General features: G+C 61.7%; 23 protein-coding genes. 5 read left to right on the top strand and 18 right to left on the bottom strand.

What is annotated here, in order from left to right:
* Window positions 1-4: 4 nt before the first annotated feature.
* The 6 genes from AWB65_RS09990 to AWB65_RS09965 form a co-directional block, all read right to left on the bottom strand.
* A complete protein-coding gene (locus AWB65_RS09990) occupies window positions 5-1,942 on the bottom strand; it encodes a branched-chain amino acid ABC transporter ATP-binding protein/permease (protein WP_087667012.1) in 1,938 nt (645 codons plus the stop codon).
* Between the two features lie 7 nt (window positions 1,943-1,949).
* Window positions 1,950-2,825, bottom strand: coding sequence for a branched-chain amino acid ABC transporter permease (locus AWB65_RS09985; RefSeq protein ID WP_087667011.1), 876 nt, complete (start codon window positions 2,823-2,825; stop codon window positions 1,950-1,952).
* Between the two features lie 94 nt (window positions 2,826-2,919).
* Window positions 2,920-4,134 (bottom strand): ABC transporter substrate-binding protein, encoded by a 1,215-nt coding sequence (locus AWB65_RS09980; RefSeq protein WP_087667010.1) that lies wholly within the window; start codon window positions 4,132-4,134, stop codon window positions 2,920-2,922.
* 306 nt (window positions 4,135-4,440) lie between these two features.
* Entirely contained in the window at window positions 4,441-4,632 is a 192-nt protein-coding gene (locus AWB65_RS09975; protein ID WP_087667009.1) for a DUF2934 domain-containing protein, read from the bottom strand.
* A 145-nt stretch (window positions 4,633-4,777) separates the two neighbouring features.
* The gene (locus AWB65_RS09970) at window positions 4,778-5,482 is read right to left on the bottom strand and encodes an anti-sigma factor family protein (RefSeq protein WP_087667008.1); all 705 of its coding nucleotides are present in this window, start codon (window positions 5,480-5,482) and stop codon (window positions 4,778-4,780) included.
* Entirely contained in the window at window positions 5,472-6,125 is a 654-nt protein-coding gene (locus AWB65_RS09965; RefSeq protein WP_087667007.1) for an RNA polymerase sigma factor, read from the bottom strand. The genes AWB65_RS09970 and AWB65_RS09965 overlap by 11 nt, the downstream gene beginning before the upstream one ends.
* A 269-nt stretch (window positions 6,126-6,394) precedes the next feature.
* On the opposite strand from AWB65_RS09965, the gene AWB65_RS09960 reads away from it, so the two are divergent.
* Together AWB65_RS09960 and AWB65_RS09955 are read left to right on the top strand one after the other, a co-directional pair.
* Window positions 6,395-7,363, top strand: coding sequence for a metallophosphoesterase family protein (locus AWB65_RS09960; protein WP_087667006.1), 969 nt, complete (start codon window positions 6,395-6,397; stop codon window positions 7,361-7,363).
* Between the two features lie 5 nt (window positions 7,364-7,368).
* Window positions 7,369-7,692: a cupredoxin domain-containing protein gene (locus AWB65_RS09955; RefSeq protein WP_087667136.1), complete on the top strand. Its 324-nt coding sequence runs from the start codon at window positions 7,369-7,371 to the stop codon at window positions 7,690-7,692.
* A 1,112-nt stretch (window positions 7,693-8,804) separates the two neighbouring features.
* Here AWB65_RS09955 and AWB65_RS09950 read toward each other — a convergent pair.
* Both AWB65_RS09950 and AWB65_RS09945 read right to left on the bottom strand, forming a co-directional pair.
* Window positions 8,805-9,575: a PP2C family protein-serine/threonine phosphatase gene (locus AWB65_RS09950; protein ID WP_087667135.1), complete on the bottom strand. Its 771-nt coding sequence runs from the start codon at window positions 9,573-9,575 to the stop codon at window positions 8,805-8,807.
* Window positions 9,576-9,706: 131 nt separating this feature from the next.
* Window positions 9,707-9,994: a hypothetical protein gene (locus tag AWB65_RS09945; RefSeq protein ID WP_087659917.1), complete on the bottom strand. Its 288-nt coding sequence runs from the start codon at window positions 9,992-9,994 to the stop codon at window positions 9,707-9,709.
* Window positions 9,995-10,461: 467 nt separating this feature from the next.
* On the opposite strand from AWB65_RS09945, the gene AWB65_RS09940 reads away from it, so the two are divergent.
* The 3 genes from AWB65_RS09940 to AWB65_RS09930 all read left to right on the top strand — a co-directional run bounded on the left by AWB65_RS09940 (window position 10,462) and on the right by AWB65_RS09930 (window position 12,573).
* A complete protein-coding gene (locus AWB65_RS09940) occupies window positions 10,462-10,959 on the top strand; it encodes a lecithin retinol acyltransferase family protein (RefSeq protein WP_087667005.1) in 498 nt (165 codons plus the stop codon).
* Between the two features lie 29 nt (window positions 10,960-10,988).
* The gene (locus AWB65_RS09935) at window positions 10,989-11,225 is read left to right on the top strand and encodes a hypothetical protein (protein WP_087667004.1); all 237 of its coding nucleotides are present in this window, start codon (window positions 10,989-10,991) and stop codon (window positions 11,223-11,225) included.
* Window positions 11,226-11,469: 244 nt separating this feature from the next.
* Window positions 11,470-12,573, top strand: a complete 1,104-nt coding sequence (locus AWB65_RS09930; protein WP_087667003.1) for a 4-hydroxyphenylpyruvate dioxygenase family protein — start codon at window positions 11,470-11,472, stop codon at window positions 12,571-12,573.
* A 12-nt stretch (window positions 12,574-12,585) separates the two neighbouring features.
* Here the strand turns inward: AWB65_RS09930 and AWB65_RS09925 are convergent, their stop codons facing one another.
* The 10 genes from AWB65_RS09925 to AWB65_RS09880 form a co-directional block, all read right to left on the bottom strand.
* On the bottom strand, window positions 12,586-13,887 hold the full coding sequence (locus AWB65_RS09925; protein ID WP_087667002.1) for a sigma-54 interaction domain-containing protein: 1,302 nt from the start codon (window positions 13,885-13,887) through the stop codon (window positions 12,586-12,588).
* The gene (locus AWB65_RS09920) at window positions 13,884-16,943 is read right to left on the bottom strand and encodes a peptidase domain-containing ABC transporter (RefSeq protein WP_087667001.1); all 3,060 of its coding nucleotides are present in this window, start codon (window positions 16,941-16,943) and stop codon (window positions 13,884-13,886) included. Before AWB65_RS09920 ends, AWB65_RS09925 begins: the two co-directional genes overlap by 4 nt.
* Before the next feature lie 17 nt (window positions 16,944-16,960).
* A complete protein-coding gene (locus AWB65_RS09915) occupies window positions 16,961-17,713 on the bottom strand; it encodes a peptidylprolyl isomerase (protein WP_087667000.1) in 753 nt (250 codons plus the stop codon).
* A gap of 52 nt (window positions 17,714-17,765) precedes the next feature.
* Window positions 17,766-19,139, bottom strand: a complete 1,374-nt coding sequence (locus AWB65_RS09910) for an HlyD family secretion protein (RefSeq protein ID WP_087666999.1) — start codon at window positions 19,137-19,139, stop codon at window positions 17,766-17,768.
* A complete protein-coding gene (locus tag AWB65_RS09905) occupies window positions 19,117-21,603 on the bottom strand; it encodes an FHA domain-containing protein (protein WP_087666998.1) in 2,487 nt (828 codons plus the stop codon). The genes AWB65_RS09910 and AWB65_RS09905 overlap by 23 nt, the downstream gene beginning before the upstream one ends.
* 220 nt (window positions 21,604-21,823) lie before the next feature.
* Window positions 21,824-23,221, bottom strand: a complete 1,398-nt coding sequence (locus tag AWB65_RS09900; RefSeq protein WP_087666997.1) for an efflux transporter outer membrane subunit — start codon at window positions 23,219-23,221, stop codon at window positions 21,824-21,826.
* A 219-nt stretch (window positions 23,222-23,440) separates the two neighbouring features.
* Window positions 23,441-23,719 (bottom strand): hypothetical protein, encoded by a 279-nt coding sequence (locus AWB65_RS09895; protein ID WP_087659927.1) that lies wholly within the window; start codon window positions 23,717-23,719, stop codon window positions 23,441-23,443.
* 53 nt (window positions 23,720-23,772) lie between these two features.
* Complete coding sequence (locus AWB65_RS09890; protein WP_087659928.1) at window positions 23,773-24,051, bottom strand: hypothetical protein; 279 nt, start codon at window positions 24,049-24,051, stop codon at window positions 23,773-23,775.
* An 85-nt stretch (window positions 24,052-24,136) separates the two neighbouring features.
* On the bottom strand, window positions 24,137-24,412 hold the full coding sequence (locus AWB65_RS09885) for a hypothetical protein (RefSeq protein WP_087666996.1): 276 nt from the start codon (window positions 24,410-24,412) through the stop codon (window positions 24,137-24,139).
* 47 nt (window positions 24,413-24,459) lie between these two features.
* A complete protein-coding gene (locus AWB65_RS09880; RefSeq protein WP_087666995.1) occupies window positions 24,460-24,723 on the bottom strand; it encodes a hypothetical protein in 264 nt (87 codons plus the stop codon).
* Window positions 24,724-24,838: the final 115 nt, after the last annotated feature.

Below are 24,838 nucleotides of genomic sequence, written 5' to 3'. Positions count from 1 at the left end.
GGCCTTAAACGACCTCTGCCGCCTGCCCGCCCAAATAAGCCTCGATGACCTTGTCGTTCGCCTGAATCTCCGCAGGCTTGCCTTCCGCGATCTTCTGCCCGAAGTCGAGCACCGACACCGTATCGCAGACGCTCATCACCACGTCCATGTGATGCTCGATCAAGACCAGCGTGATGCCGTGATCGCGCACCTTGCGAATGATCGCGACGAGTTCGCGAATGTCCGGCGCGGTGAGGCCCGCTGCCGGTTCGTCGAGCAACAACAGTTGCGGATCGAGCGCCAGAGCGCGTGCGATTTCCAGCAGCCGCTGCCTTCCGTAAGGCAAGTTGCGCGCTTCCTCGGTCGCCACGTCTTCGAGGCCGACGAAGCGCAGCAGATTGAACGCCCGTTCGCGCGCGAACCGCTCTTCACGTCGATAGCGCCCCGTCATCAAGCCGACATCGGCAAAATTCGACTTGAACGTGTGATGCAATCCGACCAGCACGTTCTCCAGCGCAGTCATCTCGCCGAAGAGTTGCACGTTCTGGAAGGTCCGCGCGATACCCGAGAGCGCGATATTCGCCGACGTGCGCCCGGCAAGTGAATTTCCGTCGCATTCGATCGAACCCGCGGTCGGCACATAGATACCGGTCAGCACGTTCATCATCGTGCTCTTGCCCGAACCGTTCGGTCCGATCAGGCCGTGAATCGTGCCGCGCCGCACTGTCAGATTGACGTCGTTGAGCGCCTTGAGGCCGCTGAACTGCATCAGGATGTTGCGCAGATCGAGAATCGTCTCCGCTCCTTCGGGACGCACCTTGAGCAATGCATCGGCTTGTGCGTTCTTCAGATCGGCGGGATCGATCTTCGTCACGCGCACGCGACCGAGGCTCAGAATCTTGCGCACGAAACCGACGATGCCGTCCTGCAGGTAATAAACGACCAGCAGGATCATCAAGCCGAAGATGGTCAGGCGCCAGTCGGTCAGCGCGTCGATCCAGTACGAGAAGATCGCGAGACCCGCCGTGCCGATCACCGGAATGGCCACCTTCTGCGGCGTGCTGATGCGGCGCGCGAGCGCAATCACCGCGCCGATCACGACCACTACCGCGAGCGCGGTCGAGACCATGCGGAACATCGCGATATCGTCGAGCAGTTTCGGCAGGAGCACGATGATCGTCGAGCCGAGCACGGCGCCCGTGCGCGTCTTGCGTCCGCCCATGATGATCGCGAGCAGGAACAGGATCGTCAGCTCGAAGTTGTAGGTATTCGGCGAGATGTATTGCTCCGAATACGAATAGAGGCAGCCGGCGAGACCCGCGAAGCCCGCGCTGATCACGAACGCGTAGACCTTGTACTTGTAGACCGACACACCCATGCAGTCCGATGCGATCGGGCTGTCGCGCAACGCCTCGAACGCGCGCCCGAGATGCGACTTCAGCACGCGATGCACGACCACGAGCGACACCACGAGCAGCGCCGCGACGAGCCAGTAGTACTCGACTTCGTTCAGCGCATGACCCGCGAGCGTGGGCTTCGGAATCTTGAGGCCCATCGGTCCGTTGGTCAGGAAGTCCATTTCGTTGATAAGGATCTGGATGATCGTCCCGAACGCGAGTGTCACCATCGCGAGGTACGGTCCCGAGACACGCAGCGCGGGCAACGCGAGGATCGCGCCGAACGCCGACGTCACCACGATCGACAGCGGCACGGTGACGTAGAACGGCATGCCGAGCTTGATGAAGAGCACACCCGCCGTGTACGCGCCGACACCGAAAAGCCCCGCGTGCCCGAGCGACACCTGCCCCGTGTAGCCCACGACGATATCGAGACCGAACAGCAGGATCGCGTAGATCATGATGGTCTCGACCAGGTGGATGTAATACGGATTGCCCGAGAGCACCGGGAACACCGCGAGTGCGGCGAGCCCGACGGCGGCCGCGACGATTTTGCTTGTTTTCACGCTGGCCTCAGACTTTCTTGATGGCGGTCTTGCCGAAGAGACCGGCAGGCTTCATCGCCAGCACGATCAACAGCAGCACGAGTCCCGGTACGTCCTTGTAGCCGGTCGAGATGTAAAACCCGGTCGTCGTCTCCGCGATGCCGAGGATCATCCCGCCCACGATGATCCCCATGCCGCTCGACAACCCGCCGATGATCGCCACCGCAAATGCCTTGAGGCCGAGGACCGCGCCCATCGTCGCGCCGGTCAGCGTGAGCGGCGCGATCAGCACGCCCGCGAACGCGGCCGTCAACGACGAAAGCGCATACGAAAACGTGATCACGAGGCCAGTGTTGATGCCCATCAGCGAAGCCGCATCGCGATCATTCGCGGTCGCGACCACGGCCTTGCCGAAGATCGTCTTGCGATTGAAGAACTCGACGGCGAGCATCAACACAAGCGCGCCGCCGACGACCAGCAGTTCCATCGGCAGCACGTTCGCGCCGAACACCTTGATCGGCGCTTCGGGCAGCGGCGAAGGAAAGCGCAGGTCGTCGCGGCCCCAGACGTTTTCCGCGACGTTCTTGAAGATGATGCCGAGCGCTATCGTCGACATGATCCAGCCGAATTCGGATTTGATCTTGATCGCGGGCCGCACGCCGATGCGTTCGACGAACGCGCCCTGCGCGAGACCGAAGAGGCATACGAGCGGAATCATGAGCCAGTAGTTCACGCCCATCGTGACGAGCGTGAGGCCGACGAGCGCGCCGAGCATCAGCGCATCGCCCTGGCCGAAGTTCAGCGTGCCGGAAGTGGCGAAGGTGAGTTGATAGCCGAACGCGATCACGGCGTAGATCATGCCGAGCGCGATGCCGCTATACACAAGCTGTAAAAGGATGGCCATCGTCGAGTCGCCTACGGTTCGAACGGTCAGACAACAAAGCAAAGCCGCGCCCGCCATCAGGCGGGCACGGCTCCAACATGCACGAAGAACGGCCTTAGTTCGAGGCGGTCGACTGCTTGGCGCGCAGCGTGCTGCCGCCCTTCTTGTCCGTGTCGTACGCGTAGACCACGCGGCCGCCCTTCACTTCGCCGACAACCGGCACGTTCGGGCTGATCGCATCGTGATCGCCCTTCGTGAAAGGCTTGTCGTAGACCATCACGACGCCTTCCACTTTCGTGTTCAGGCTCTCGAGCGCCGCGCGGATCTTCGGACCTTCGGTCGAGTTGGCCTGCGTGATTGCCGCTGCGAGCAGGTAGATGGAGTCATAGCCTTGCGCCGCCGACACCGGCGAATCGATGCGGTTGTTCTTCGGCTTGAACTCTTTCAGATAGGCTTCGATGAACGCCTTGCGCTTCGGCGTGTTCTCTTCCTGAATGAAGGTCTGCGGCATGCGCGCGCCTTCGCCGTTCGCGCCGGCGTTGTCGATGTAGTTCGCCATCGAAAGCGTCCAGCTACCGATGAGCGGCACCTTCCAGCCGAGCTTCGCCATGCCGTTCGCGATCTGCGCGAGTTCCGGTCCGATGCCGTAGGTCAGCACGGCTTCGGCGCCCGCTTCCTTCGCCTTCAGCAACTGGGCCGTCATGTCGACGTCTTTGATGTTGAACTTCTCTACGGCCACCGGCTTCACGCCCTTCGCCGACAGCGCCTTTTCCAGGTCTTCGCGGCCGAGCTGGCCGTAGTTGGTCGAATCGGCGAGGATCGCGACCTTCTTGAAGCCGCGCTTCGTAACGGCTTCCTCGACGATCATCGGCGCCTGAATGCGGTCAGCGGCGGAATTGCGGAACACATAGTTGTCGGGTTGATCGTCGAATTGACGCGTGATGACGGTGCCCGTGGCGACGTTGTTGAAGACCGGCACCTTCGCTTCCTGGAAGAAGCGCTGCGACGCGAGCGCAACACCCGTGTTGATGTAGCCGACCACCGCGACGACCTTCTCCTTGTTGATCAGCTCCTGCGCGATCTGCACGCCGCGCTCGTTCTTCGCTTCATCGTCGCGTTCGACCAGCACGATCTGCCGGCCGAGCACGCCGCCCGCCTTGTTGATCTCGGCGGTCGCGAGACGCACGCCGTCGCGCATGCTCACGCCCATCGACGACGAACCGCCGGTGAACGGCCCGTCGACGCCGATCTTGATCGGGTCCGCAGCAAAGGCCGAGGCGAACATGCCGAACGCGAGCGCACCCGCGATGAGCTTCAGTTTGATACCCATTTTTTCAGTCTCCGTCGCATGAATCGATTACAGCGTGACGCGGTCGCATCACTCGCTGCCTGTCGCTTTTTTAATCCGAACGTTTGTTCAATACTTATCGGTGTCCGAGTGTAGAAATTGTAAGAATCAGACAATATTCGGAGTTACCCGAGTGTAGGGAGTGCTGGCGCACATTGAAAAAGCGGCGGCTCCGCCGGGGAGTCGCCGCTTTTGCTTGATTCAATTCATTTCGAGCGAAGGCGTTTAGGCGTGCACTGTCTGTGCGCGTCTCAGGCTATGCGATGCGCGGCGTCCGCGCGATGCGTGTCACGTCTTCGTCAGGGCCTCGCCGGCGGGTCCGGTGTCGCTTTGATCCGACGACACGGGTTCCGCATCGTCGCCCACTGCCGCACGCGCCTCTTCCCAAAACTCTTCGGAGCGTCCTTCCGGGCTGCCGGCCTCCTCCCAAAGTTCATACGCTTTCCTGCGAATTTCCTCGTCCTTCGACGTATTGTCCATGCGGCGCTCCATTCAGACATTCGGGACGGATGCACGTTTCGTCGACGTCCGCGAGCCGCTGGCTTTCGGGCGTGCCGCGACGCCATCCGGGATCGCTGCGGCGTAGCCACTACAGCAATCGCTATGCCGATGGAGTCACGTGGGCTCAGCGCGCCTCGTCCGCCTGGAGCGCCTGCGCGAACTGGCGCAGGACAGAGGTCGACGCGTCGCTCACCGCCCAGTAGCTCATGCCGTTGCTATGCCAGTTCGCCAGGCCGTAGCCGTCGTCGGATTGCGTAACGGCGGTCGTCGGCTTCGACGGGGCGTTCGGCGCGCGGCTGTTGTCCGGGAATACGTAGACGTCGATCGGATGCTTCAGGTAGTGGTACACCAGCACCGCGACCGGCCGATGCCCGACGTAGTCGAGCCGTCCGCCGACGAGCGCGAACCCCGGCGTCGCCGGATCGACCACAGGCGGCGCGTAATCGATACGCCCGTTGAACCACGGCTTCACCGTGTGCTTGTCGCTCGATTCGACGTCGATCGTGCGCGTTGAAAGCAGCGCGCGGACGTGGCTCGACACGATCTCCTGCGCGATGGGGTCGGTGGGTGCCGGGCGCTGGAACGTGAGCACGGCGGTGAAAATGAGCGCACAGAGGGCACCACCCGCCAGCCCGCCGCCGGCGAACTGCCACGGCATGCTCCAGGCGGGCCACATCCAGCGCGAGCGAGCGCGCGCCGGACGCGCGGGCGGGGCCTCATTCCAGATACGCGTGAGCACTTGCGCGCGCAGGTGGTCCGGTGCCCGCTCGTAGAGCGAGCCGTCGCGCAGTCTCGTACCGAGCGACGCGATGTCGTTGTCATTGTCCATTGCGCGATTCCCCCGATTCGGCCGATCCCGCCGATGGTTTTTTTACGAGCCTGACACCCGGCCGTTCTCCCGCCGCACCCTGCGCCGCGCGCACTGCCGCGGCAAGCAAGGGCCGTGCACGCGAAAGCCGCGACATCACCGTGCCGATCGGCACGCCGATGACCGCCGCGACGTCGCGATAACTCATGTCCTCCAGTTCGCGCAGCACGAGCACCTCCCGATAGGCGACCGGCAGCGCCTCCAGCGCGCGATGAATCAGATGGATCTCGTCGCGCCTGACGGCCAGCGTCTCCGGATCGTTCCCCGATTCGTCGATCCAGCCGGGCAGCGAGTCGTCGGTGTGCAGTTCGTCGTCATAGGAGACGCTGTCCGCCTTGTGCAAGCGGCGGCGCCATTCCGTAAACCACGTGTTGCGCACGATGCGCAGCAGCCACGCGCGCGCGTTCGCCGCTTCTTCGCCCTCGAAGCCATCGAAAAAGCGGAACGCGCGCAGAAACGCTTCCTGCACGACATCGTCGGCGTCGCTTGGACTGCCGGTCAGCCAGCGCGCGAGGTTGTACGCGGCGTCGATATGCGGCAGCAGCGCCGCTTCAAAGCGCGCCGGCTTCGCGTCCTTCTCCTGCGCGGATTTCTGATGCCACATCGCGCGGCTCTCCAGTCGCCAAGCATGTTCATCGGACGGCGCGAGGCGTAGCGTGCCGCGCGTTCTCATCGATCAATACTGCCGCCGCACCCGGTTTATTCCCGAATTTCATCGCCGATACAAAAAATATATCCGGAATAAGCGCGTCCCGCCGATGGTTCGATGGACGGAAGCCGCACGTCTCGCTCGAAACGGCTCCCTCGTGCCGAAGCTGCTGCGTGCACGAGCCCCACATTTCATTGTTGCAGCCCGCTTCGAGGAGAACAGACATGACCGACGATACACCCCGCGTCCCAGGCGCGGACGAAGAACTCAGCGCGCACGGCCAGCGACGCCGCACGGCGCTCTCCTGCATGGCGTGGGCCGGCGCGGGCGTCGTATGGACGTTGAGCGGCGGCATTCCGGGCTCGCGGCTCATCGGCGGCGCGGAAGCCGCGACCACCGACAGCCGCGCGTTCAGCTTCGTGCAGATCAGCGACAGCCACATCGGCTTCGCGAAGGACCCGAACACGGAGCCGACGAGCACGCTTGCCGACGCCATCGGCCGGGTCCGCGCCATGCCGCAGCGGCCCGCGTTCATGATCCACACCGGCGACATCACGCATCTGTCGAAGCCAGCCGAGTTCGATACTGCCGCGAAGATCATCGACGGCGCTGGTCTCGACGTGCACTACGTGCCGGGCGAACACGACGTGCTCGTCGACAATGGCGATCCGTATTTCGAGCGCTTTTCGAAGCAGAACGGCGGCACGAAGTGGTACAGCTTCGACCAGGGCGGCGTGCATTTCATCGGCCTGGTGAACGTGATCGACCTGAAAGGCGGCGGCCTCGGTTTTCTCGGCGACGAGCAGCTCGAATGGCTCAGGCGCGATCTCGAAGGAAGGTCGAGCAGCACGCCGATCGTCGTGTTTGCGCATATTCCATTGTGGTCGCTGTATCCGCAATGGGGCTGGGGCACGGATGACAGCGCCCGGGCGCTGGCTTATCTGAAGCGCTTCGGGTCGGTGACGGTATTGAACGGCCACATTCACCAGGTGGCGCAGAAAGTGGAGGGCACGCTGAGCTTCTACACGGCGATGTCGACGGCGTTTCCGCAACCCGCGCCGGGCGCTGCGGCCGGACCTGGGCCAATGAAAGTGCCTGCGGACAAGCTGCGTTCGATGCTTGGGCTGCGCTCGGTCAATTACGTGGCCGGACGTGAGCAACTCGCGATCGTCGATTCGACGCTGGGAGCGTGATCATCATGAAACGTGTGACTTTGCTTGCGTTCTTTACGGCGCTCGTGCTGTTCGGCAGCGCGCCCGCCCGTGCCGCCGATGCGACGATTCATATCGACAACTTCGCCTTCAATCCGCCGACCTTGCGCGTGTCGGCGGGGACGAAGGTAACCTGGGTGAATCGCGACGACATGATCCATACGACCGTCGATGCGGCTACGCCAAGGTCGTTCAAGTCGGACCCGATGGATACGGATCAGTCGTACTCGTTCGTCTTCGCCAAGCCCGGCACTTATCACTATTTTTGTTCGATGCATCCGCAGATGATGGGGACGATCATCGTGGAGTAACGCTGCGTTTGCACTTCGCTTCGGGGTTTGGGGACACCGTTTGATGCACTCGTGCTTCGATGGAGCTTGTTTTCTGAGCGGTCTATCTGCTCTGCCCCTGTCCGGGGCGGGAGTCACTTTCTTTGCACGAGGTTTTACGCTCGCGCTTGAGGTGGTTTAGTTTTTTTCTTAGCACCGTTTGATGTGCTTGAGCTTCTAGGGAACTTGCTTTCTTAGCGGTCTATTTGCTCTGTCCCTGTCCGGGGCGGGAGTCACTTTCTTTGCACGAGGTTTTACGCTCGCGCTTGAGGTGGTTTAGTTTTTTTTAGCACCGTTTGATGCGCTTGTGTTCCGATGGAACTTGCTTTCTTAGCGGTCTATTAGCTCTGCCCCTGTCCGGGGCGGGACTCACTTTCTTTGCTGCTGCAAAGAAAGTAAGCAAAGAAAGCAGCTTCCAACCGCCAGTGCTACCAAACCCTCACTTGAGCCTTGACGGATTGGCGCTGGAGAGTAAGTGTCGCCCTCACGGTAGAACCCGGCTTGGCTCGCGGACCCACTGTGTCAACTCGCAGTACACCGGACCGGTGCAGCAGTCATACATCCGTCCTCGCGCTATGCGCTCAGACGTCGGGTGCACCGCGCAGGGAAGCAAGGCAGGCAGGGAGCTTGAGTTTGTGAACCCCACATCTGCGCGAAGCGAAGACGGCGCGATCCTCGCGCTACGCGGTCAGACGTTGGGTGCACCGCGCAGGGAATCCAAGGTAACAGGAAGCGCAAGCACAAGATGGTTTTGGTGAACCCGACGTCGGAGCGAAGCGAGGACGGAGCCAAACGGAGTGCATACCACTCAGAGGAAGTGCGCGTTGTCACAGTGGGTCCGCGAGCCAAGCCCGGTTCCACCGTGAGGGCGACACTTACTCTCCAGCGCCAATCCGGTTTTACGCGAGTGATGGACCGTTAGCACTGGCGGTTGGAAGCTGCTTTCTTTGCTTACTTTCTTTGCAGCAGCAAAGAAAGTGAGTCCCGCCCCGGACAGGGGCAGAGCTAATAGACCGAAAAGAAAGCAAGTTCCTTAGGAGCACAAGCGCATCAAACGGTTTAAACCCCACTCCCCACGCCAACACCAACGAACTTCAAACCGCCGGATTCAACTGCGTCTTATCGGAGCAAAAAAGATCCTGCGCATGGACGACGACGGCAGAAATATTATCTCGCCCCCCGCGCGCCAGCGCGATATCGACCAGTCGTTCCGCCGCCCTCTGGCAATCCCCCGAAGCAAGCTCCCCGAGAATCTCCTGCTCGGACAGCTCGTTACTCAGCCCGTCGCTGCAAAGCAGAAACGTATCGCCATCGTTGAGCGCGACGGCATCTTCATCGAGCTGAAGCGTATCCATCGCACCGACCGCGCGCGTGATCAGATGCTGTGCCGGATGATGCAGCGCTTCCTCAGCGGTAATCTGCCCACGCGCCTTGAGCTCTTCGACATGACTATGATCGCGCGTCAACTGACGCAAACGCCCGTCGCGGCAAAGATAGATGCGGCTATCCCCAGCCCACAAATATCCGCAGAAACGCTCGCGCGCCACCAGCAGCACGACCGTGCTTCCGATGCGCTGAACCTGTCGCTTGGCCGCCTCAAGACGAAGCTGTCCATTCACCCGCACGAGCCGGTCGCGCGCATCGGCGACGAGGCTCGCAAGCCCGTCCGGCGACGACACGCCCGTCAAACTCTCGATGACAAGACGGCTAGCGAGATCGCCGACCGCGTGCCCGCCCATGCCGTCGGCAACGGCCCAGACGCCCAGATCGGGCTGATCAAGGAACGCGTCCTCGTTGATGTGCCGCACGCGCCCAGCATCCGTGCGAGCGGCCGACGTCCATCGAAACTCAGTGGTAAAGGTCACGACAACCTCTCCGATCTTCAATAGCGCGTGACGGCAAACGGCACCGGCAGCCAGTCAATTGTGCACCAACGCGCCACGCCACGAATGGCATTTTCCGGCCCCGCGCGAGTGAGCCGGCAGGCGCGCCACCGCTATCCCTTGGTGTTGCCGGCGATCGCGTTCGGGCTCACGTTGATATTCGAATTGGCGCCGCTGTTGTGAACATCGACCGACTGGAACTGGTTGATCATCTGGTCCGCGGTGAAGTTGTTTGTAATGTCGTAAATGTTCACGACACCGCCGAACCCCGGCTGCGACGGCGAGTACGGCGTGATCCAGCCGTAGATCCAGGGCGCGCCGCCGCCTCCGCTGATGGAGGCCATCGCTTTCTGATCGAGCTCGCGATCGTATTCAAGGTCGGTGACGGTAAGGGCGCTCATTTGGGATCTCCAGGGCATGTGCGACGGGGAACGCGCTTCTTCTTGCAAAGCTCATGCCGGTTTCACAGATGCAACCGCAGATCGTCCTAAGCGCTTGATTTATTGAGCTTTGCTCGACCGGCGCCATCGAACATATCCTTCTCCCGGCCTGCAATCCGTTGGCTTGCAGCCAACACAAGTGTCTGGCCGCCACACGGCGTACCAACACTCCGTTTCTAGCCTCTCCTATGACTTCGCCGCTAAACATGTGCTGAAAGCGGTGGTGGTCAACACCCAACAAACACCGTCAAAAAGTGTTGGTCCACCCAACACACTCATTGGCTTACCGTAGCACATAAATTCGATATTTTCCTTTTAAATCATTAACTTGAAAACACTGGCCCGATTGATGCAATGGAGTTGGCAACGAGGCGTCAAAACAAACACATCGACGCTTCGGACCCAGCTAAAACAAATCGGAGCGAGCCATGTCTATCAACCAACTTTCCGCACTGTTCGAACACCAAGGCACCGCCTTTTCGTTCGACACGGAACCGGCTCTGGGAACACAACTCGTCACGCTTCGCTCCGGCTACGAACACCACGGCATCTATATCGGCAACGGTCGCGTCATCCACTATGCGGGCTTCGCGAAGTCGCTGCATCGCGGTCCGGTCGAAGAAATCTCGATCGAGCAATTCGCCGCCGGCCACGACGTGTCGCTCCGCCTCAACCCCGCCGCGAAGTTCGTCGGGCTCGAAGCGGTGCGCCGCGCGCAAAGCCGCCTTGGCGAAGACAACTATCGGTTGCTGACCAACAACTGCGAGCATTTCTGCACGTGGTGCCTGTTCGGTGTGAATCGCAGCCAGCAAGTGGAAGCCTGCTTCGCCAGCCCGCGCGTCGCGATTCATGCGGTCGCGGGACTTTTCCGGGCGTTCATCGAAGCCAAGCGCAGCCGGTTCTTCACCGGCGCGCAAGCCGCTTAACAGCGCTCTGAAGGATCAAGGGGAAGATCATGCACACCGCCGAAAAGTCACTCCGCTCCGCCGTCGACAAATGGCTCGCGCCGACTCCGGCGATGCCGGCCCGCGTCGTGCGATTCTGCGTGCGAGCGCGCTACGTCTGCGTGGAAGCGCTGCGGCCGACCGGCGTGCTCGCGATCGTCTTCTTCCGCCACGACGACGGCTCGTGGAACGTGTTTCCGCCGCAGATCAAGCGGCCGGCGATGGGTGTCGAGCGGCTGGCTGCCTGAGCCGCGCGAGACGGCATGCTGCTTGCAAGTACAGTCTCGCACTGTCTTGCGTGCCCCTGAAGCGATCGCCGGCTTTGACATTCCGAGCGCGCAACCGCTACTCTACGGGCAACTTTTCCAGCTTTGCAGGATCAGCCGCGCCGTACGGAGCTGCGCGCCGCGAATGCGGGCCTCTTGGGCTGCGCCGCGGTGCAGCACCCGCTGCCGGCGCCGCACGCATGCCGACCCTTTCGAGACCCAGCAGATGACGCATCCCGACTCCGATTCCTCCGCCGATCCGACACCCGACGATGGCGCTCCTGACAACCCGCTCGGCATCGCGGGTCTGGAGTTCGTCGAATTTTCGAGCCCGAACCCCGAGAGCCTCGCTACGCTCTTCGAGCGGCTCGGCTTCGTACCGGTCGCGCGTCACGTGAGCAAGGCGGTGACGCTGTTCCGCCAGAACGACATGCGCTTCCTCCTCAACGCCGAGCCGGATTCGTTCGCGTCGCGCTTTGCCGAGACGCACGGCGTGGGCATTTGCGCGATCGGCATCCGCGTGCTGGATGCGCAGACAGCGCACGAGCGCGCCGTCGATTACGGCGCCTGGGATTTTGAAGGCGAGAAGATCGGCCCGAACGAACTCGCGATTCCGGCGATCCAGGGTATCGGCGATTCGCACATCTATTTCGTCGATCAATGGCCGGGGAAGCATTCGGGAAGCGCGAGCGAAACGTCGATCTACGACGTCGATTTCCGTCCTATCGAAGGTGCGCCGGGAAGCAGCACGGGACTGCTCGAAGTCGATCACTTCACGCAGACGGTCGGCGCGGGGCGAATCCTGGAGTGGCTGGAGTTTTATCGCGAGGTGCTGCACTTCGAGGAGATCCATCAGGTGCATCCGGACTGGCATGTCTCGCAGGATTCGGCGGTGACGGTGTCGCCGTGCGGCTCGATCCGCATCCCGGTCTACGAGGAAGGCACGTATCGCACGGACCTCATGCAGCAGTATCTGCCCGATCACGCGGGAGAAGGCGTGCAGCATATCGCGTTGGCATCGTCGGATATTTTTGCTTCCGTCGATGCGTTGATCCAGCGCGGCGTGCGGTTCGTCGAGCCACCCGCGCGCTATTACGATCAGCTCAATACGCGCTTGCCGGGGCATGGACTCGATGTCGAGCGGCTGCGTGCGCGAGGGATTCTCGTCGATGGCGAGATCGGCGAGGATGGGACGCCGCAGTTGTTCCTGCAAACTTTCCTCGAGCGCGAGCCGGGGGACATGTTCTTCGAGATCGTCGAGCGGCGCGGGCATCACGGGTTCGGTGAGGGAAATCTTGGCGCACTCGCGCTTGCTCGGTCTATGGGATAGAGAGAGCTGGCGTCAAGCCTTGTCGGCCGCCTGATGCCTGAAATCCTTCGAATGAAGTCCATGCTTCTTGAGCAGCATCTGCAGGTGCGACCGGTTCATCTCGAACCTTCGCGCCAGCTCCGCCACCGTCCCTCCGACTTCCTGCAAACCTCGCTCAAGAAACGCGCGTTCGGCCTCATCACTCGCCGTGCGCTTGGCCTCGCTGAGCGACGTCGCACCCGCGATGACGCCCCCGCCCGCCTGCACATCGTTCATCACGGCCGATAGCGCCGACTTGGGCCGGATATCGATCGGCAGATGCTCGACGTCGGCCATGTCGCCCGCAAGGCAAGCGATGCGATAGATGATGTTGCGCAACTCGCGGATATTCCCGCGATAGTCATAGCCCTTGAGAAAATCACGCAGACGCGGCGACAGCTTCACCGGCCGCCGCTTGAGCGTCGCCGCCGCTTCATCGCCAAAGTAAGCGAGCAAAAGCGGTATCTCATCGCGACGTTCACGCAACGGCGGCAGCGTCAAATGAATCACGCTAAGCCGATAGTAAAGGTCCTCGCGAAACCGTCCCTCATCGCAGAACTGCCGCAAGTTGCGATTGGTCGCCGCGACGATGCGCGTATCCACCGCGATCGGCTCATCCGACCCGACGCGCTGAATCTCATGCGCCTCCAGAACACGCAGCAACTTCACCTGCCCCGACAACGGCAACTCGCCGATTTCATCTAGAAAGATCGTGCCCGTGTGCGCACTTTCGAACTTGCCCTTGCGATCGTTCGATGCGCCCGTGAACGCGCCCTTCTTGTGCCCGAAGAGTTCCGATTCGAGCAGATTGTCCGGAATCGCGCCGCAGTTGACCGAGATATACGGCTTGTCCGCGCGCGAGCCGTTCGCGTGGATCACCTTCGCCATCAACTCCTTGCCGGTGCCGCTCTCGCCATCGATGAGCACGGGCAGATCAGTCGGCGCGGCCTTTTCCGCGATTTCCAGCGCTTCGAGCAGCTTCGGGTTATCGCCGAACGTGCCCTCGAAGATGAAGCTGCGTTCGAGCAAGCCTTGCCGCCGCGCTCCAGGCGTCAGATCGACGCGCTTCGGCTCCGCGACTGCCGCCTGCACGAAGCGCTCCTTATGCGACAACTGCATGACCTCGTCGCGCAACGAACTCGCCTGCTTAAGGAGTTTCTCGATCTCGGGCCGTTCGAGCTTGGACGACCATCGCAGCGTCGAACGAAGAATCTCGATCTTCTCGATGAGGCCGGCGTATGAGATCGCCGAGCCTGGCGACGGTGCGCTTTCTTCGGGTTGGTCGAGTATCTTCATGCTGCGCTCAGTTGCTTTTGCACCAGTTGATAGTACATGCCCTTCCTCGCCACGAGTTCATCGTGCTTGCCCTGTTCGACAATGCCGCCTTCGTACAGCACGAGGATCTTGTCCGCGCGCATGATCGTGGAGAGCCGGTGCGCGATGATCACCGCCGTGCGGCCCTTCAATATCTCCTGCATGTTGCCGAGGATGTTGCTCTCCGATTGCGTATCGAGCGCGGAGGTGGCTTCGTCGAACACGAGCAAACGCGGATCGTGATAGAGCGCCCGTGCGATGCAAAGCCGCTGTATCTGTCCGCCCGACAACCCGACGCCCCGTTCTCCGACGATCTGTTCATATCCCAGCGGCATCTTCGCGATAAACGCGTGCGCGTCGGCCATCTTCGCGACTTCTTCGATGCGCCTTCGGTCCGGCGCTTCGTCGCCACTGGCGATGTTCTCCGCGATCGTTCCCGAGAACAGCAGGTTGCTCTGCATCACATAGCCGATCTGCGCGCGGTAGTAGCCCTTGTCGATCACGCCAAGGTCGTACCCGTCGACGACCATCTTGCCCTCGGTCGGCGCGTAGAAACCGACGAGCAGTTTCGCAAGCGTCGTCTTGCCCGAACCACTGCGCCCGACAATGGCAATCAGTTCGCCCGGCTTGATGTCGAAGCTGATGTTTTCGAGCACGTAGTCCGTGTCCGACTCGCCATACTTGAAGTAGACGCCGTTCAGGCTGATCTCGCCCTGCAAATCCGGCAGCATCACGCGCGACGCCACCTCCCCCGGCTTCTGCTCGGGCTCCATGTCGAGCACGTCACCGAGCCGTTCCATCGCGACGCCCGCATCGTTGAGCAGACTCCACAGGCCGATGAGCCCCATCAACGGCGAGAGCACGCTGCCCATGAAGGCGTTGAACGCGATCAGCTGCCCGATCGTCATCTCGTGCGTGAGCACCATGTTCGCGCCGACCCAGAGAATTGCGATCGTCGTCGCCGTGTTGAGGATCTGGCTCGCCAGTCCGACGCCGATATTGAAGGTCTGCGCTCGGTACTGCACCTCCAGCGACTTCGCGTATTTCTTCTCCCACTTGATGCGAACCGGCCGCTCGATGCCCATGCCCTTGATGGTCTCGACGCCGCCGAGCGCTTCCATCAGGAAAGACTTGGCATCGGTGGCGGCGGCGAACACCTCGCGCGCGTAATGCTTGATGCGCGGCGTGGCGACGGCGGTGAGCACCATGATCGGTATCACGAACACGATCAGGATGATCGTCATCTTCACGTTGTAGAGGAACATGATCGTGAAGTAGATGAAGATCATCAGCAGGTTCAGCACGGTCGTGACAGTCGATTCCGTGAGGAACGCGCGGATCGTGTGATTCTCCTGGAAGCGCGCGAAGATGTCGCCGGTCTTGCGCTTCGCGAAAAAACCGAAGGGCAGCGAAAGCGTGTGCTTGAAGAACTGCGACATCATCGCGAAGTCCATGTTGCGCACCATGAAGTTCGCCAGATACGCGCGTATCGTCGACATCAGTTGCGAGAACAGGTTCGAGATGATGAGCCCGACGATGAGCACATGCAGCAAGCCGACGTTCTGATGGACGATCACACCATCGAGGATGTTCTGGATGATGACCGGCGGTATCACGCCGAGCACCTGGATCACGAACGTCGCAAGGAAAAGATGCAGCAGGATCTTGCGATACGGCTTGAGATAGCCGACGAACCTGATCCAGGGCGAGCGCGACACCGACTTCTGCGCCATGTCCTGTCCTGCCGTGAACAGCAGGCACGTGCCGCTCCAGCCGCGCTCGAATTCGCCGACGGTCATCTTCTTGAAGCCGATTGCCGGGTCCGCCACCCATACGCATTCCTTCGAGACGCCATACACGACGATGTAGTGGTAGCCCTCCCAGTGCACGATGAACGGCAGGTCGAAGCCACGCAGCGACTCGAACGTGCACTGCACGCCGCGCGCCGTGAAGCCGAGCGATTCACCCGCGCGCGCGAGGCTGTCGAGCGTTGCGCCCTGCGTCGTGACGTTCGCGAGTTCGCGCAGCTTGCCGAGCGTCATCGAGATGCCGTAGTGCTTGCAGATCATCGCCAGACACGCCGCGCCGCAATCCATTTCCTCAGCCTGCTCGACCCACGCGAAGCGCTTGATGATGCGCTCGCCCATCTCGGGCTTCGTGTGCAGGTCGAGCATCGAAGGAATCGTGCGGCGCTCGGCGAGCTTCTTCTGCCGCTGCAATTCGCGCTCGGTGAAGCGGATGCGTTCCTCCAGCACCTCACGCAGCTTCACGTTGCGTTCAAGGATGAAGTGGACTGTTTTCTCGGGAATCACGAGCAGGCGCGTATCAGCGCTCGCGACGGCCGACGTCATCTGCTCCTGGCGCATCACGCACGCCTTCTCGCCGAAGATTTCGCCGGGGCCGAGCGTCGCGAGCAGATGCTCGGCGTTGCCTTCGTTGCGCACGATGCGCACTTCGCCTTGCCGCACGACATAGAGGCGACGGTCTTCGCGCGAGTCCTGCTTGAGAATCTCCTTGCCTGCGCCGACGCGCTTCACGCCGACGCTGCGCACACACTCCTCGAGTTCGCTCTTGTTGAGCTTGCCGCGCAAATCGAAGAGACGCGCAACGAAGCCGCCCGCCGAGTTGATCGCTACATAGCTCGTGACGAACGCGAGCGCCGCCGGATTGCGCGTGATGATGGGCTCGATGATGCTGCGTGGAATGAAGAGCAGTTCGGTCTTGCCCGACGAACGCACCGACGATTCATGCCGGTATTCGCGCAGCATCGCGATGTCGGCGAAGACTTCGCGCTCCTTCCTCACCCCCATGCTGATTTCCTTGCCGTGCTCCTCCGTGAAGATGCGCACGGACCCGGACTTGATCACGAAGAGTCCGTCGGCGGCATCGCCCGCGTTGCACACGGTCTCGCCGAACGCGAAGAAACGCGACTGCGCGTGCTCGGCCAGCAGTTCGATTTCCTCGCGCGCGAACGGCGACAGAAGCTCGACTGTCGCGAGAAAGTCGGCGGGCGAATCCAGTTTGGGTGGCGCGTCCATGTAGTCTCAGGCCCTCGTCAACGCGCTTCGATGATGTGTTCCTGCGCCCGCGCGATCAGCCAGTCTTCGCGCAGGAGGCGCCGGATCTCGCCGGCAACGTCTTCATCGAGCGTCGCCGGATGCTTGGCCGTTACCGAGAAAATCTCGAACTGCGATCCGTCGCCGGCGGGGAACGGTCCGAGCAGATCGCCGGCGTTCGCGTTGAACACCTTCGCTTCGATATCCGCCTTCAACTGCCCGCGCAAAACGCGACCGATCACACCGCCTTCATCGCGCGTATCGGCGAGCGAATGTTCGCGCGCCATCTCGGCGAATGCGTCGGGGTCATCGTTGAGATAGGAGATCATCTCCTTCGCCTTGCCCTCGGTATCGAGCACGATGTGGCTCACTTCGATGCTGTCGAACTTCGGCGAATTGAGCTTGAAGTATTCGTCGATGGCGTCGTCGGTGCCGACCTGTTCCAGCATCTTCTCCTGATAGAGCGTATCGGTGATGAAGACCTCGAACTCGTCGAGGCTCACGCTGAGCGCGCCGAGATAGTTGTTCATGTCGGCGGCCCGGTGCAGGCCACGGATGCGGCGGAACTGGTCGGCCCGCGTCTGAATGTCGTCGGCGGTCACCACCACGCCGTGCTGCTTCGCGGCGCGCACCGTGATCTTGTCCCGCACGAGCTGTTCGATGAGGGTGTCGAACTGCCCGTTCAGCTTGAGCAGCCTCACGAACTCCCCGACGTCGACCACTTCATCATCGATTCGCACAATCGCCGTCATCTCATTCGCTCCTTGAAAGTGGGACACGCGCTTTTCAAGCGCAGTGGATACGTTATCCAGCCATGTTCCTGAACGGGTCGAGCCCGAGGTCGATCAGCCGCCGCTCGCGCACGACGACCTCAGCCGTCGCCGTCATGCCGTAGCGCAGCGGGTATTTCGTTTCCGACACCTGGTAGTAGTCGCGATTGAGCGTCACGCGGCCTTCGTACACCGGCTGCTTGGTGGTGGGGCTTGGCTTGGTCGCAGGAGAAATGAACGCGAGCGTCCCGTCGATCAGCCCATAGCGCTGATACGGAAACGCGTTGAACTTGAGCTTGACTGGCTGGCCTTCGCGCAGGAACGCGCGGTCCTGTTCTGCGATTTCGATCTTCAGCACGGCCTTCGCGTTCTTCGGCGCGATGCCGCCGAGCGGCGTGTTCGCCTGGATCTTGTCGCCGGGCTGCGTCGAGGTGACGTCAGTGATGACGCCCGATACGGGTGCCAGGATAAGCAGGAAATTGTCCTTGTCGATGTTCTCGAAGCGAATGCGCGCGGCGGCATCGGCGACGAGGCGTGCCGTCTGTAGTTGCAGACGCAACTTGTCCTGCGTGCTCGCGATCTCGCGCATCGCCGATTCGTATTGCAAGCGCAGGTTGATCGCTTCCTGTCCGCTCGTTTCCAGTTGCGCCTTGGCCTGCGAATACTCGTGGCTTAGGCGAAAGTCGAGTTCAGAGAGCTTCGACTGCGCGACGCGAAACGCGCTGTCCGCTTCGAGATACACGTTGCGCTTCTGCTCGACCTGCGATTCCGCGATCCCGCCGCCGCCCGGCAGCGCGAAGAGGCGCGCGAAGCGGTCGAGGTCGATCTTCGCGTTATCGCGGGCACGCCTCGCACTTTCCAGCGCGCTGCGTGCTTCCTGCAACTGCGCCTTCTGCCCTTCGGCGAGCTTGGTCGTGCCTTCGGATACGCGGTTCTGATGCAGCCGTTCTTCCACTTCCATCTGATCCTTGAGCGCCGCCGCCTTGCGTTCCATCAGCAGCTTCTTCTCGGGGAACTGCTTCCATTCGCGCTCGGCGTCGTCGAGCTTGAGGCGCGCTTCGAGCGCGTTGCTCGCCGCCTCGATCGCACCGCGCGCGTTGATGCGCGCGAGCACGTCGTCCTTCTGCACCGGCTGCCCTTCGGCGATATAGAGGTCTGCGAGCTCGCCGTCGATTGGCGCGTAGATGCGGCGCACATCGGACTCGGGCGAGAGCGTGCCGACTGCGGTCACGATCACGTCCGCGCGTCCAATGAACGACCACAGCACCGCCGACACGACTAGCGCCACCATCCCGAGGACGAGCGCCTGCGTGAGTTTCCACGGCTCGGCCGTGAGGATCGCAATGCCCTCAGGCCCGTGATCCTCCAGCGCCTCGGCGAGCGGCTTAAGGTGCGCGTCGTTCTTCACTGGCCGGCCCTCCTATCAACGCGAGCTTCGATTTGAGGAGCCCGGGTTCGAGCACCATGCGCAATTCCTGCAGCGAGCGCCGCTGCAGGAGCGCTTCGGCATCGATCTCGTCGGCCAGCTTCTGCCACTTCGCGGCACCGTCGGCCTTCATCTGCTTGAAGATGCGCATACCATGCTGCGCGCCGGTCTGCGCGTCCGCGAGCAGGCGCGCCTGTGTGCGGAACGTGTCGGAAATGCCGGCTTCGAGCCGCTGCGTGCCGCCGATCGATCCGTTTTCGCGATACTGCGACCATTGCGACTGCGCCTGCGTCATCAGGCTTTGCGCACGCGCGAGGGCCTTGTCCTTAAAAGCCGCGACATCAGGATCGACGGCCTTCGCGAAGAACGCATCGTCCTGCGGATCGAGCGTTTCGTAGAACGACAGCAGCGTGTCTTCGTAGCCCTTCGTACCGCGCGCCTTCTGCACATCGGCGAACTGCGCGGCTACGGCCTTCTTGTGCGCGAGTTCGGTCGCGACCACATCGGACCACGGCCCGGCAGGCATCTTCTGCAAGCCGTCGATGGCCTGAGCGCTCTGGCCATTCTTCCATGCATCGCGCACGGCCTGGTACTGAGCAATCGCTTCCGGCGACGGCAGACGGTTCGCGCTCATCTGCCGGAACTGCTCCTGAAACGGCGGCGTGGTGAACTTCACCTTGTCGAGCGTCGCGACGAGCGGCGCGAGACTCGTGCCACGCGCCTGCGTCTGCAGATCGAGGTACTGGCGCAAATCCTCACGCACACGATCGAGTCCGCCGAGGCGCGGGTACTTGTCCGCGTAATCGTTGAGCACCGGTTGCAGCGCTTCCGGATGATCCTGCGCCAGTTCCTTCGCGATGCTCGCCTTCAATCGCTCGATGGCGGCGAGATACACCGAGTCGTCGCTTTGCAGCTTGCGCAGATGACTGAGCGCTTCGGCGTAAGGCGTCGCGAACTCGGGCACGTAGGACGCAATGCGGTCGAGCGAGCGCTGATGGCTGGAAGCATCGTCGTCCCAGTGCTTGAGGATTTCGCCGATACGGTCCTCGTCGGCATAGATGCGGATCGGCGCATCCGGGCCGCCGCGGCCCAGCACGAAACTTTCGAGCTTGCCGATCCAGTTCAACTCGTTGATGAGTGGCCGCACGTCCGCGTTGTTCGCACCCAATTGATCCATCTGCGCGATCAGGGCGTTCGCGCGTTCGAAATCGCCCTTTTTCAGCGCGGCTAGCCATTCAGGCACCTTCGCCTTCAGCAACGCCTCTGTGTTGAGCGCGGCAAAGCGCGCATCGTTCGGGTGCCGCTTCAGATAATCGTTCGTGACGTTCGCCGCCTGCTCGAACTGACCGCTCGCGATGAACCCTTTCGCTTCCCGCTCCGTCGATCCGCTGAAGTAGATCGTCCCGGCGATCGCCACAATCACCGCGACCAGTGCGCCGACGACGATCAGCCCGCGCCGTGTCGTCACACGCTCGTTGCCGGTGAAGGCCGTGCGCAATTCGCCGAGCATCAACGCGAGCTTGCTGCGCTCGCGGCGGCGCTCGCCGTCCTTCTTTGCATCGGCGGCGTCGGGCAGCGCTTCCTGATTGACCTCGTCCTCCTGCGCGAGCGGCTGATCGACGCAGAAGATATCCAGGAACGAATGCGCGGAGCCAACGAAGGTTGTCTTGTCGTTATCCTCATCCGCGTTGGCCGACGCTTTCAGTTGCGTCAACGTCGAATCGCCTTCCGATTCCTTGTGCACGGCGACGCGATAGACGAAATGCGTCCCGCCGAACGCGACGACATCGCCGTCCTTGAGCGGCACCGCCGACGCGTCGAGCCGCGTGCCGTTGACGAACGTTCCGTTGGTGCTGCCGAGATCCTCGACGAACGGCGCGCCGCTCTTGAGGAACACGTGCGCGTGACGCCGCGACACGTAATTGACCTGATGCGGATACGGCTCGCGATAGCGCGCGAAGAGCGCATCGGCCTTGCTGACGAGAAACGGAAACTGCACGACGTCGATCGGTTGCAGGCCGAGATCGTCGCGCTGGGGCGTGAGCGTAAGCGTGGTCGGACGCGCAAGCGCCGCGCGCGCCTTCACGCGCGGCACGAACTGCACGCGATAGCAGAGCTTGCTGCCGAAGCAGATCGTGTCGCCGCTGCGAAGCTGCGCCGGCTTTTGTCGCACCTCGGCGCCGTTCAGCGACGTGCCGTTCTTGCTGTCGAGATCGGCGAGATAGACGACGCCGTGCTCCGTGAAAATACGCGCATGACGTCGCGACAGTTGCGCAACGGCTTCGGGCGCGCAGGTATCGAACGGTGCTTCGGCCCGGCCGATCGCGAACAGGTTTTCGTCGATGCGGATCTCGGACAGTTCCGGATGCGACAGCGGCTTGAGGACGACATCGAATGCCTCGCCCACGCTCGCGTGCACCTCTGCTATCGAATCGCCTGGAGCCATGTCCACGTCACAGGGAACGTCTAGCCTCTGACGCCCGCGCGTCAGTGGAAAGCCCGCAAACGGCCGGGCAAATAGACTTTGTTGGACTGATCCGCCCGCCGGGCGGCAACTTTAGAAAGTGTAAGTCACGCATTGCCGTAGTCAATCGCCGGGCACTGGCTCGCGACGCCATATCCGAGCCGCTATCGCGTTTCTTGAACCTCATACGAAAACACGTTTTTTATTTCAGCGTTTCTTTAACAGCGTTCTGCACATTCGTGGTCGGCCAGCCGCCGCCGAGGGCCTTGTAAAGCGTCACCGTGTCCGACAGCATCTGCTGATGATTCGCGAGCAGGGCGAGTTGCGCGGCGAGCAGCGTGCGCTGCGTCTCGAACACCTGAAGCTGCGAGATGACGCCTTCCTTCAATTGCGCATCGATCTGCGCCGCGACGATCGACAGATGATCGACTTCCTGCTGTAACTCGACGCGCTGCTTCGTATGCGAATCGAGATTCACGAGCGCGTTCTCGACCTCTTCGAACGCGGCCATCACGGTCGCGCGATATTGCTGCTCGGCGACAGTCGTCTGCGCTTCAGTCGTCTTGACGTGCGCGCGCACGCTCGGATCGAGGATCGGAATGTTGATGCTCGGCAGGAAGCTGAACGTGAAGCTCTTCAGCAAGTCGGTCAGTTGAAAGCTCGCGCTGCCGCCACGGCCCGTCAGGCTGATGGTCGGCAGTTGCGCGAGCTTCGCTTGGCCCACCAGGTCATACGCTTCGAGCACGCGAAACTCCGCCGCGATCAGGTCGGGCCGGCGCGCGAGCAGTTGCGAAGGCAAGCCCTGCGGCACCACCGGAATGTTCACGCGTTTCTGCAAGTGACCGTCTGGGACCTTGAATTCGCCGGCCGGCACGCCGATCAGCGTGGCGAGCGCGTTGTCGGCGAGATCGCGCGAACGTTTCAGTTCAAGCATTTCGCGCGTCAGCCGGTTCAGTTCAGCGCGCTGCGACAGCACCTGCGTCTTCGGCACGAGTCCATTCGTCTGCATGCCCTCGAAGATCGTCAGGATCTTCTGGTTGGTTGCGATCGTCTGCTTCTGCTGCTCGATCTGATCCTCGAATTGGAGAATCTGGAAGTACGTCGTCGAGACGTCCGAGACGAGCTTAAGGTAGCCCGCGCGCCAGTCCCATTCGGTGGCGCGAAACTCGGCCGTCTGCGCCTGCACGCCTTTTTCGACCGCGCCCCAGATATCGATGTCCCAGTTCACCTGCGTGCCGAGGTTGAACTGCTTCGAGAACGGCTGGCCGGTCGTCTTTTCGAAACTCGCGCCGGCGCCGACGTCCATCGTCGGCAACGCGCCCGCGCGCGCCTCGCCGATCTGCGCGCCCGCCACCTGGATGCGTGCGGCGAGCACCTTGATATCGAAGTTGCTGTCGATCGCCTTCTTGACGAGCGAGTCGAGGTAGGGATCGTGGAACTGCGTCCACCAGTCGGGCTGAATCGTTTCGCTCGCCGTGACGACGGGCTTCGAATACGCGGTTTTTTCGGGCGTATCAGGGCGCTTGTAGGTCGGAACCTTCACATCGAAGCAAGCGGTCAGCAGCGTCGCGCACATCGCGCCGCACAACATGAGCTGCATGCCGCGCGTGATTGCGGAGCGCCACGAAGGCAACAAGGCTTGCACGATCTCTCCCCGATGAACGGACCGAACTGTGCGTGATGGACGATGAAACTCAAGTAGAGCACACGGCGCGCGGCGACTCCATACAGGTTCGTCACTAGATGCTTGTCTGCCGCGGGAGTTTCTTTGAGGAAGGAACGCGAGGGTCCCCGGACCCTCGCGTTTTTGCTGCTTTTTTTACAGCGCGCCGCCGCCGTACACGTTGATCGTGTTCGAGTTGTCGGCCTTCTGGATCGGCTTGACCTTCGAGTCGATGTCGGTAGCAAACGCGACGTTGTTGCCATTCAGGTTGTGAACGTTTTGCGTCTGACCGATCGCTTGTTGCGTGTCGAACGAGAAGTCGGTCTTCGAGACGCTGTAGCCGGGGAAGTAGAACGTGCCGCCGCGCACTGCGGACATTTCGGCGCGGCCGAGTTCGGTGGCGTTGGACAGATCGCGGATCGTGAGTTTGGACATGGTGGTGCTCCTTGCGCTATGGATTGGGAAAGTACTGACTGATCAATCGTGCCTTAGACCGGAACGCCGCCGAACACGTTGATGGTGTTCGAGTTGTTGGCTTTCTGGACTGGCTTGACCTTCGAATCGATGTCGGTGACGAACGCGGCGTTGTTGCCATTCGCGTTGAACACGTTTTGCGTCTGGCCGATGGCTTGCTGCGTGTCGAACTTGAGGCTCGTCGAATATTCGCTGTAGCTCGGCAGGAAGAGCGTGCCACCGCGGACGGCGGACATTTCGTTGCGGTCGAGTTCGGCGCTGTGCGAGAGATCGCTGATCGAGAGAGTGGTCATGGAAGTGCTCCTTGCGTTTCGGATTGAGGGTTTGGGTTTGCGCGAAGGTCCCCGGACCTCCGCGCGGTGCATCTGAGTTCTACGTTCAGGCGACGCCGCCGTAGACGTTGATCGTGTTGGAGTTGTTGGCCTTTTGAATCGGCTTGACCTTCGAATCGATGTCGGTGGCGAACGCGACGTTGTTGCCGTTCGCGTTCGAGACGTTTTGCGTCTGGCCGATGAGTTGCTGCGTGTCGAACGAGAAGTCGGTCTTCGAGACGCTGTAGCCGGGGAAGTAGAACGTGCCGCCGCGCACTGCGGACATTTCGCGGCTATCGAGTTCGGCGCTGTGGGACAGGTCGCGGATCGTGAGGGTCGACATGGTGGTGCTCCTTGCGTTTATGGTGGTGTGGGTGGGTTTTAGCCAGCTCAGAACACGTTGATCGTGTTGGAGTTGTTGGCCTTTTGAATCGGCTTGACCTTCGAGTCGATGTCGGTGGCGAACGCGACGTTGTTGCCGTTTTCGTTGACGACGTTCTGCGTCTGGCCGATCAGTTGTTGCGTGTTGAAGGTGAAGTCCGTCTTCGAGACGCTGTAGCCGGGGAAGTAGAAGGTGCCACCGCGAACGGCGGACATGGCGCGGCTGTCGAGTTCTTCGGTCACGGCGAGGTCTTTGATCATCAGCGAGTTCATTTCAGTGCTCCTTGGGAGGGATGAGGCTTTCGGGTTGGTCGAGCATTTCTTGTCTGCTCGGGTGGGATAAATGCATCAGCCGTGCCAAGCGATGCCAGGCAACCGAAAATAGTTT

This window comes from Caballeronia humi (assembly GCF_001544475.1).
Classification (GTDB): domain Bacteria; phylum Pseudomonadota; class Gammaproteobacteria; order Burkholderiales; family Burkholderiaceae; genus Caballeronia; species Caballeronia humi.
This window is presented reverse-complemented; position numbering and strand designations above follow the sequence as displayed.

Bases quoted from the DNA above. Each gene is read 5' to 3' on its own strand.
- AWB65_RS09925 (WP_087667002.1), bottom strand. From the start codon at position 13,887: ATGAAGATACTCGACCAACCCGAAGAAAGCGCACCGTCGCCAGGCTCG.
- AWB65_RS09930 (WP_087667003.1), top strand. From the start codon at position 11,470: ATGACGCATCCCGACTCCGATTCCTCCGCCGATCCGACACCCGACGAT.
- AWB65_RS09905 (WP_087666998.1), bottom strand. From the start codon at position 21,603: ATGGCTCCAGGCGATTCGATAGCAGAGGTGCACGCGAGCGTGGGCGAG.
- AWB65_RS09955 (WP_087667136.1), top strand. From the start codon at position 7,369: ATGAAACGTGTGACTTTGCTTGCGTTCTTTACGGCGCTCGTGCTGTTC.
- AWB65_RS09915 (WP_087667000.1), bottom strand. From the start codon at position 17,713: ATGACGGCGATTGTGCGAATCGATGATGAAGTGGTCGACGTCGGGGAG.
- AWB65_RS09880 (WP_087666995.1), bottom strand. From the start codon at position 24,723: ATGAACTCGCTGATGATCAAAGACCTCGCCGTGACCGAAGAACTCGAC.
- AWB65_RS09960 (WP_087667006.1), top strand. From the start codon at position 6,395: ATGACCGACGATACACCCCGCGTCCCAGGCGCGGACGAAGAACTCAGC.
- AWB65_RS09945 (WP_087659917.1), bottom strand. From the start codon at position 9,994: ATGAGCGCCCTTACCGTCACCGACCTTGAATACGATCGCGAGCTCGAT.
- AWB65_RS09970 (WP_087667008.1), bottom strand. From the start codon at position 5,482: ATGGACAATGACAACGACATCGCGTCGCTCGGTACGAGACTGCGCGAC.
- AWB65_RS09940 (WP_087667005.1), top strand. From the start codon at position 10,462: ATGTCTATCAACCAACTTTCCGCACTGTTCGAACACCAAGGCACCGCC.
- AWB65_RS09900 (WP_087666997.1), bottom strand. From the start codon at position 23,221: ATGCAGCTCATGTTGTGCGGCGCGATGTGCGCGACGCTGCTGACCGCT.
- AWB65_RS09895 (WP_087659927.1), bottom strand. From the start codon at position 23,719: ATGTCCAAACTCACGATCCGCGATCTGTCCAACGCCACCGAACTCGGC.
- AWB65_RS09885 (WP_087666996.1), bottom strand. From the start codon at position 24,412: ATGTCGACCCTCACGATCCGCGACCTGTCCCACAGCGCCGAACTCGAT.
- AWB65_RS09985 (WP_087667011.1), bottom strand. From the start codon at position 2,825: ATGGCCATCCTTTTACAGCTTGTGTATAGCGGCATCGCGCTCGGCATG.
- AWB65_RS09980 (WP_087667010.1), bottom strand. From the start codon at position 4,134: ATGGGTATCAAACTGAAGCTCATCGCGGGTGCGCTCGCGTTCGGCATG.
- AWB65_RS09890 (WP_087659928.1), bottom strand. From the start codon at position 24,051: ATGACCACTCTCTCGATCAGCGATCTCTCGCACAGCGCCGAACTCGAC.
- AWB65_RS09975 (WP_087667009.1), bottom strand. From the start codon at position 4,632: ATGGACAATACGTCGAAGGACGAGGAAATTCGCAGGAAAGCGTATGAA.
- AWB65_RS09920 (WP_087667001.1), bottom strand. From the start codon at position 16,943: ATGGACGCGCCACCCAAACTGGATTCGCCCGCCGACTTTCTCGCGACA.
- AWB65_RS09935 (WP_087667004.1), top strand. From the start codon at position 10,989: ATGCACACCGCCGAAAAGTCACTCCGCTCCGCCGTCGACAAATGGCTC.
- AWB65_RS09965 (WP_087667007.1), bottom strand. From the start codon at position 6,125: ATGTGGCATCAGAAATCCGCGCAGGAGAAGGACGCGAAGCCGGCGCGC.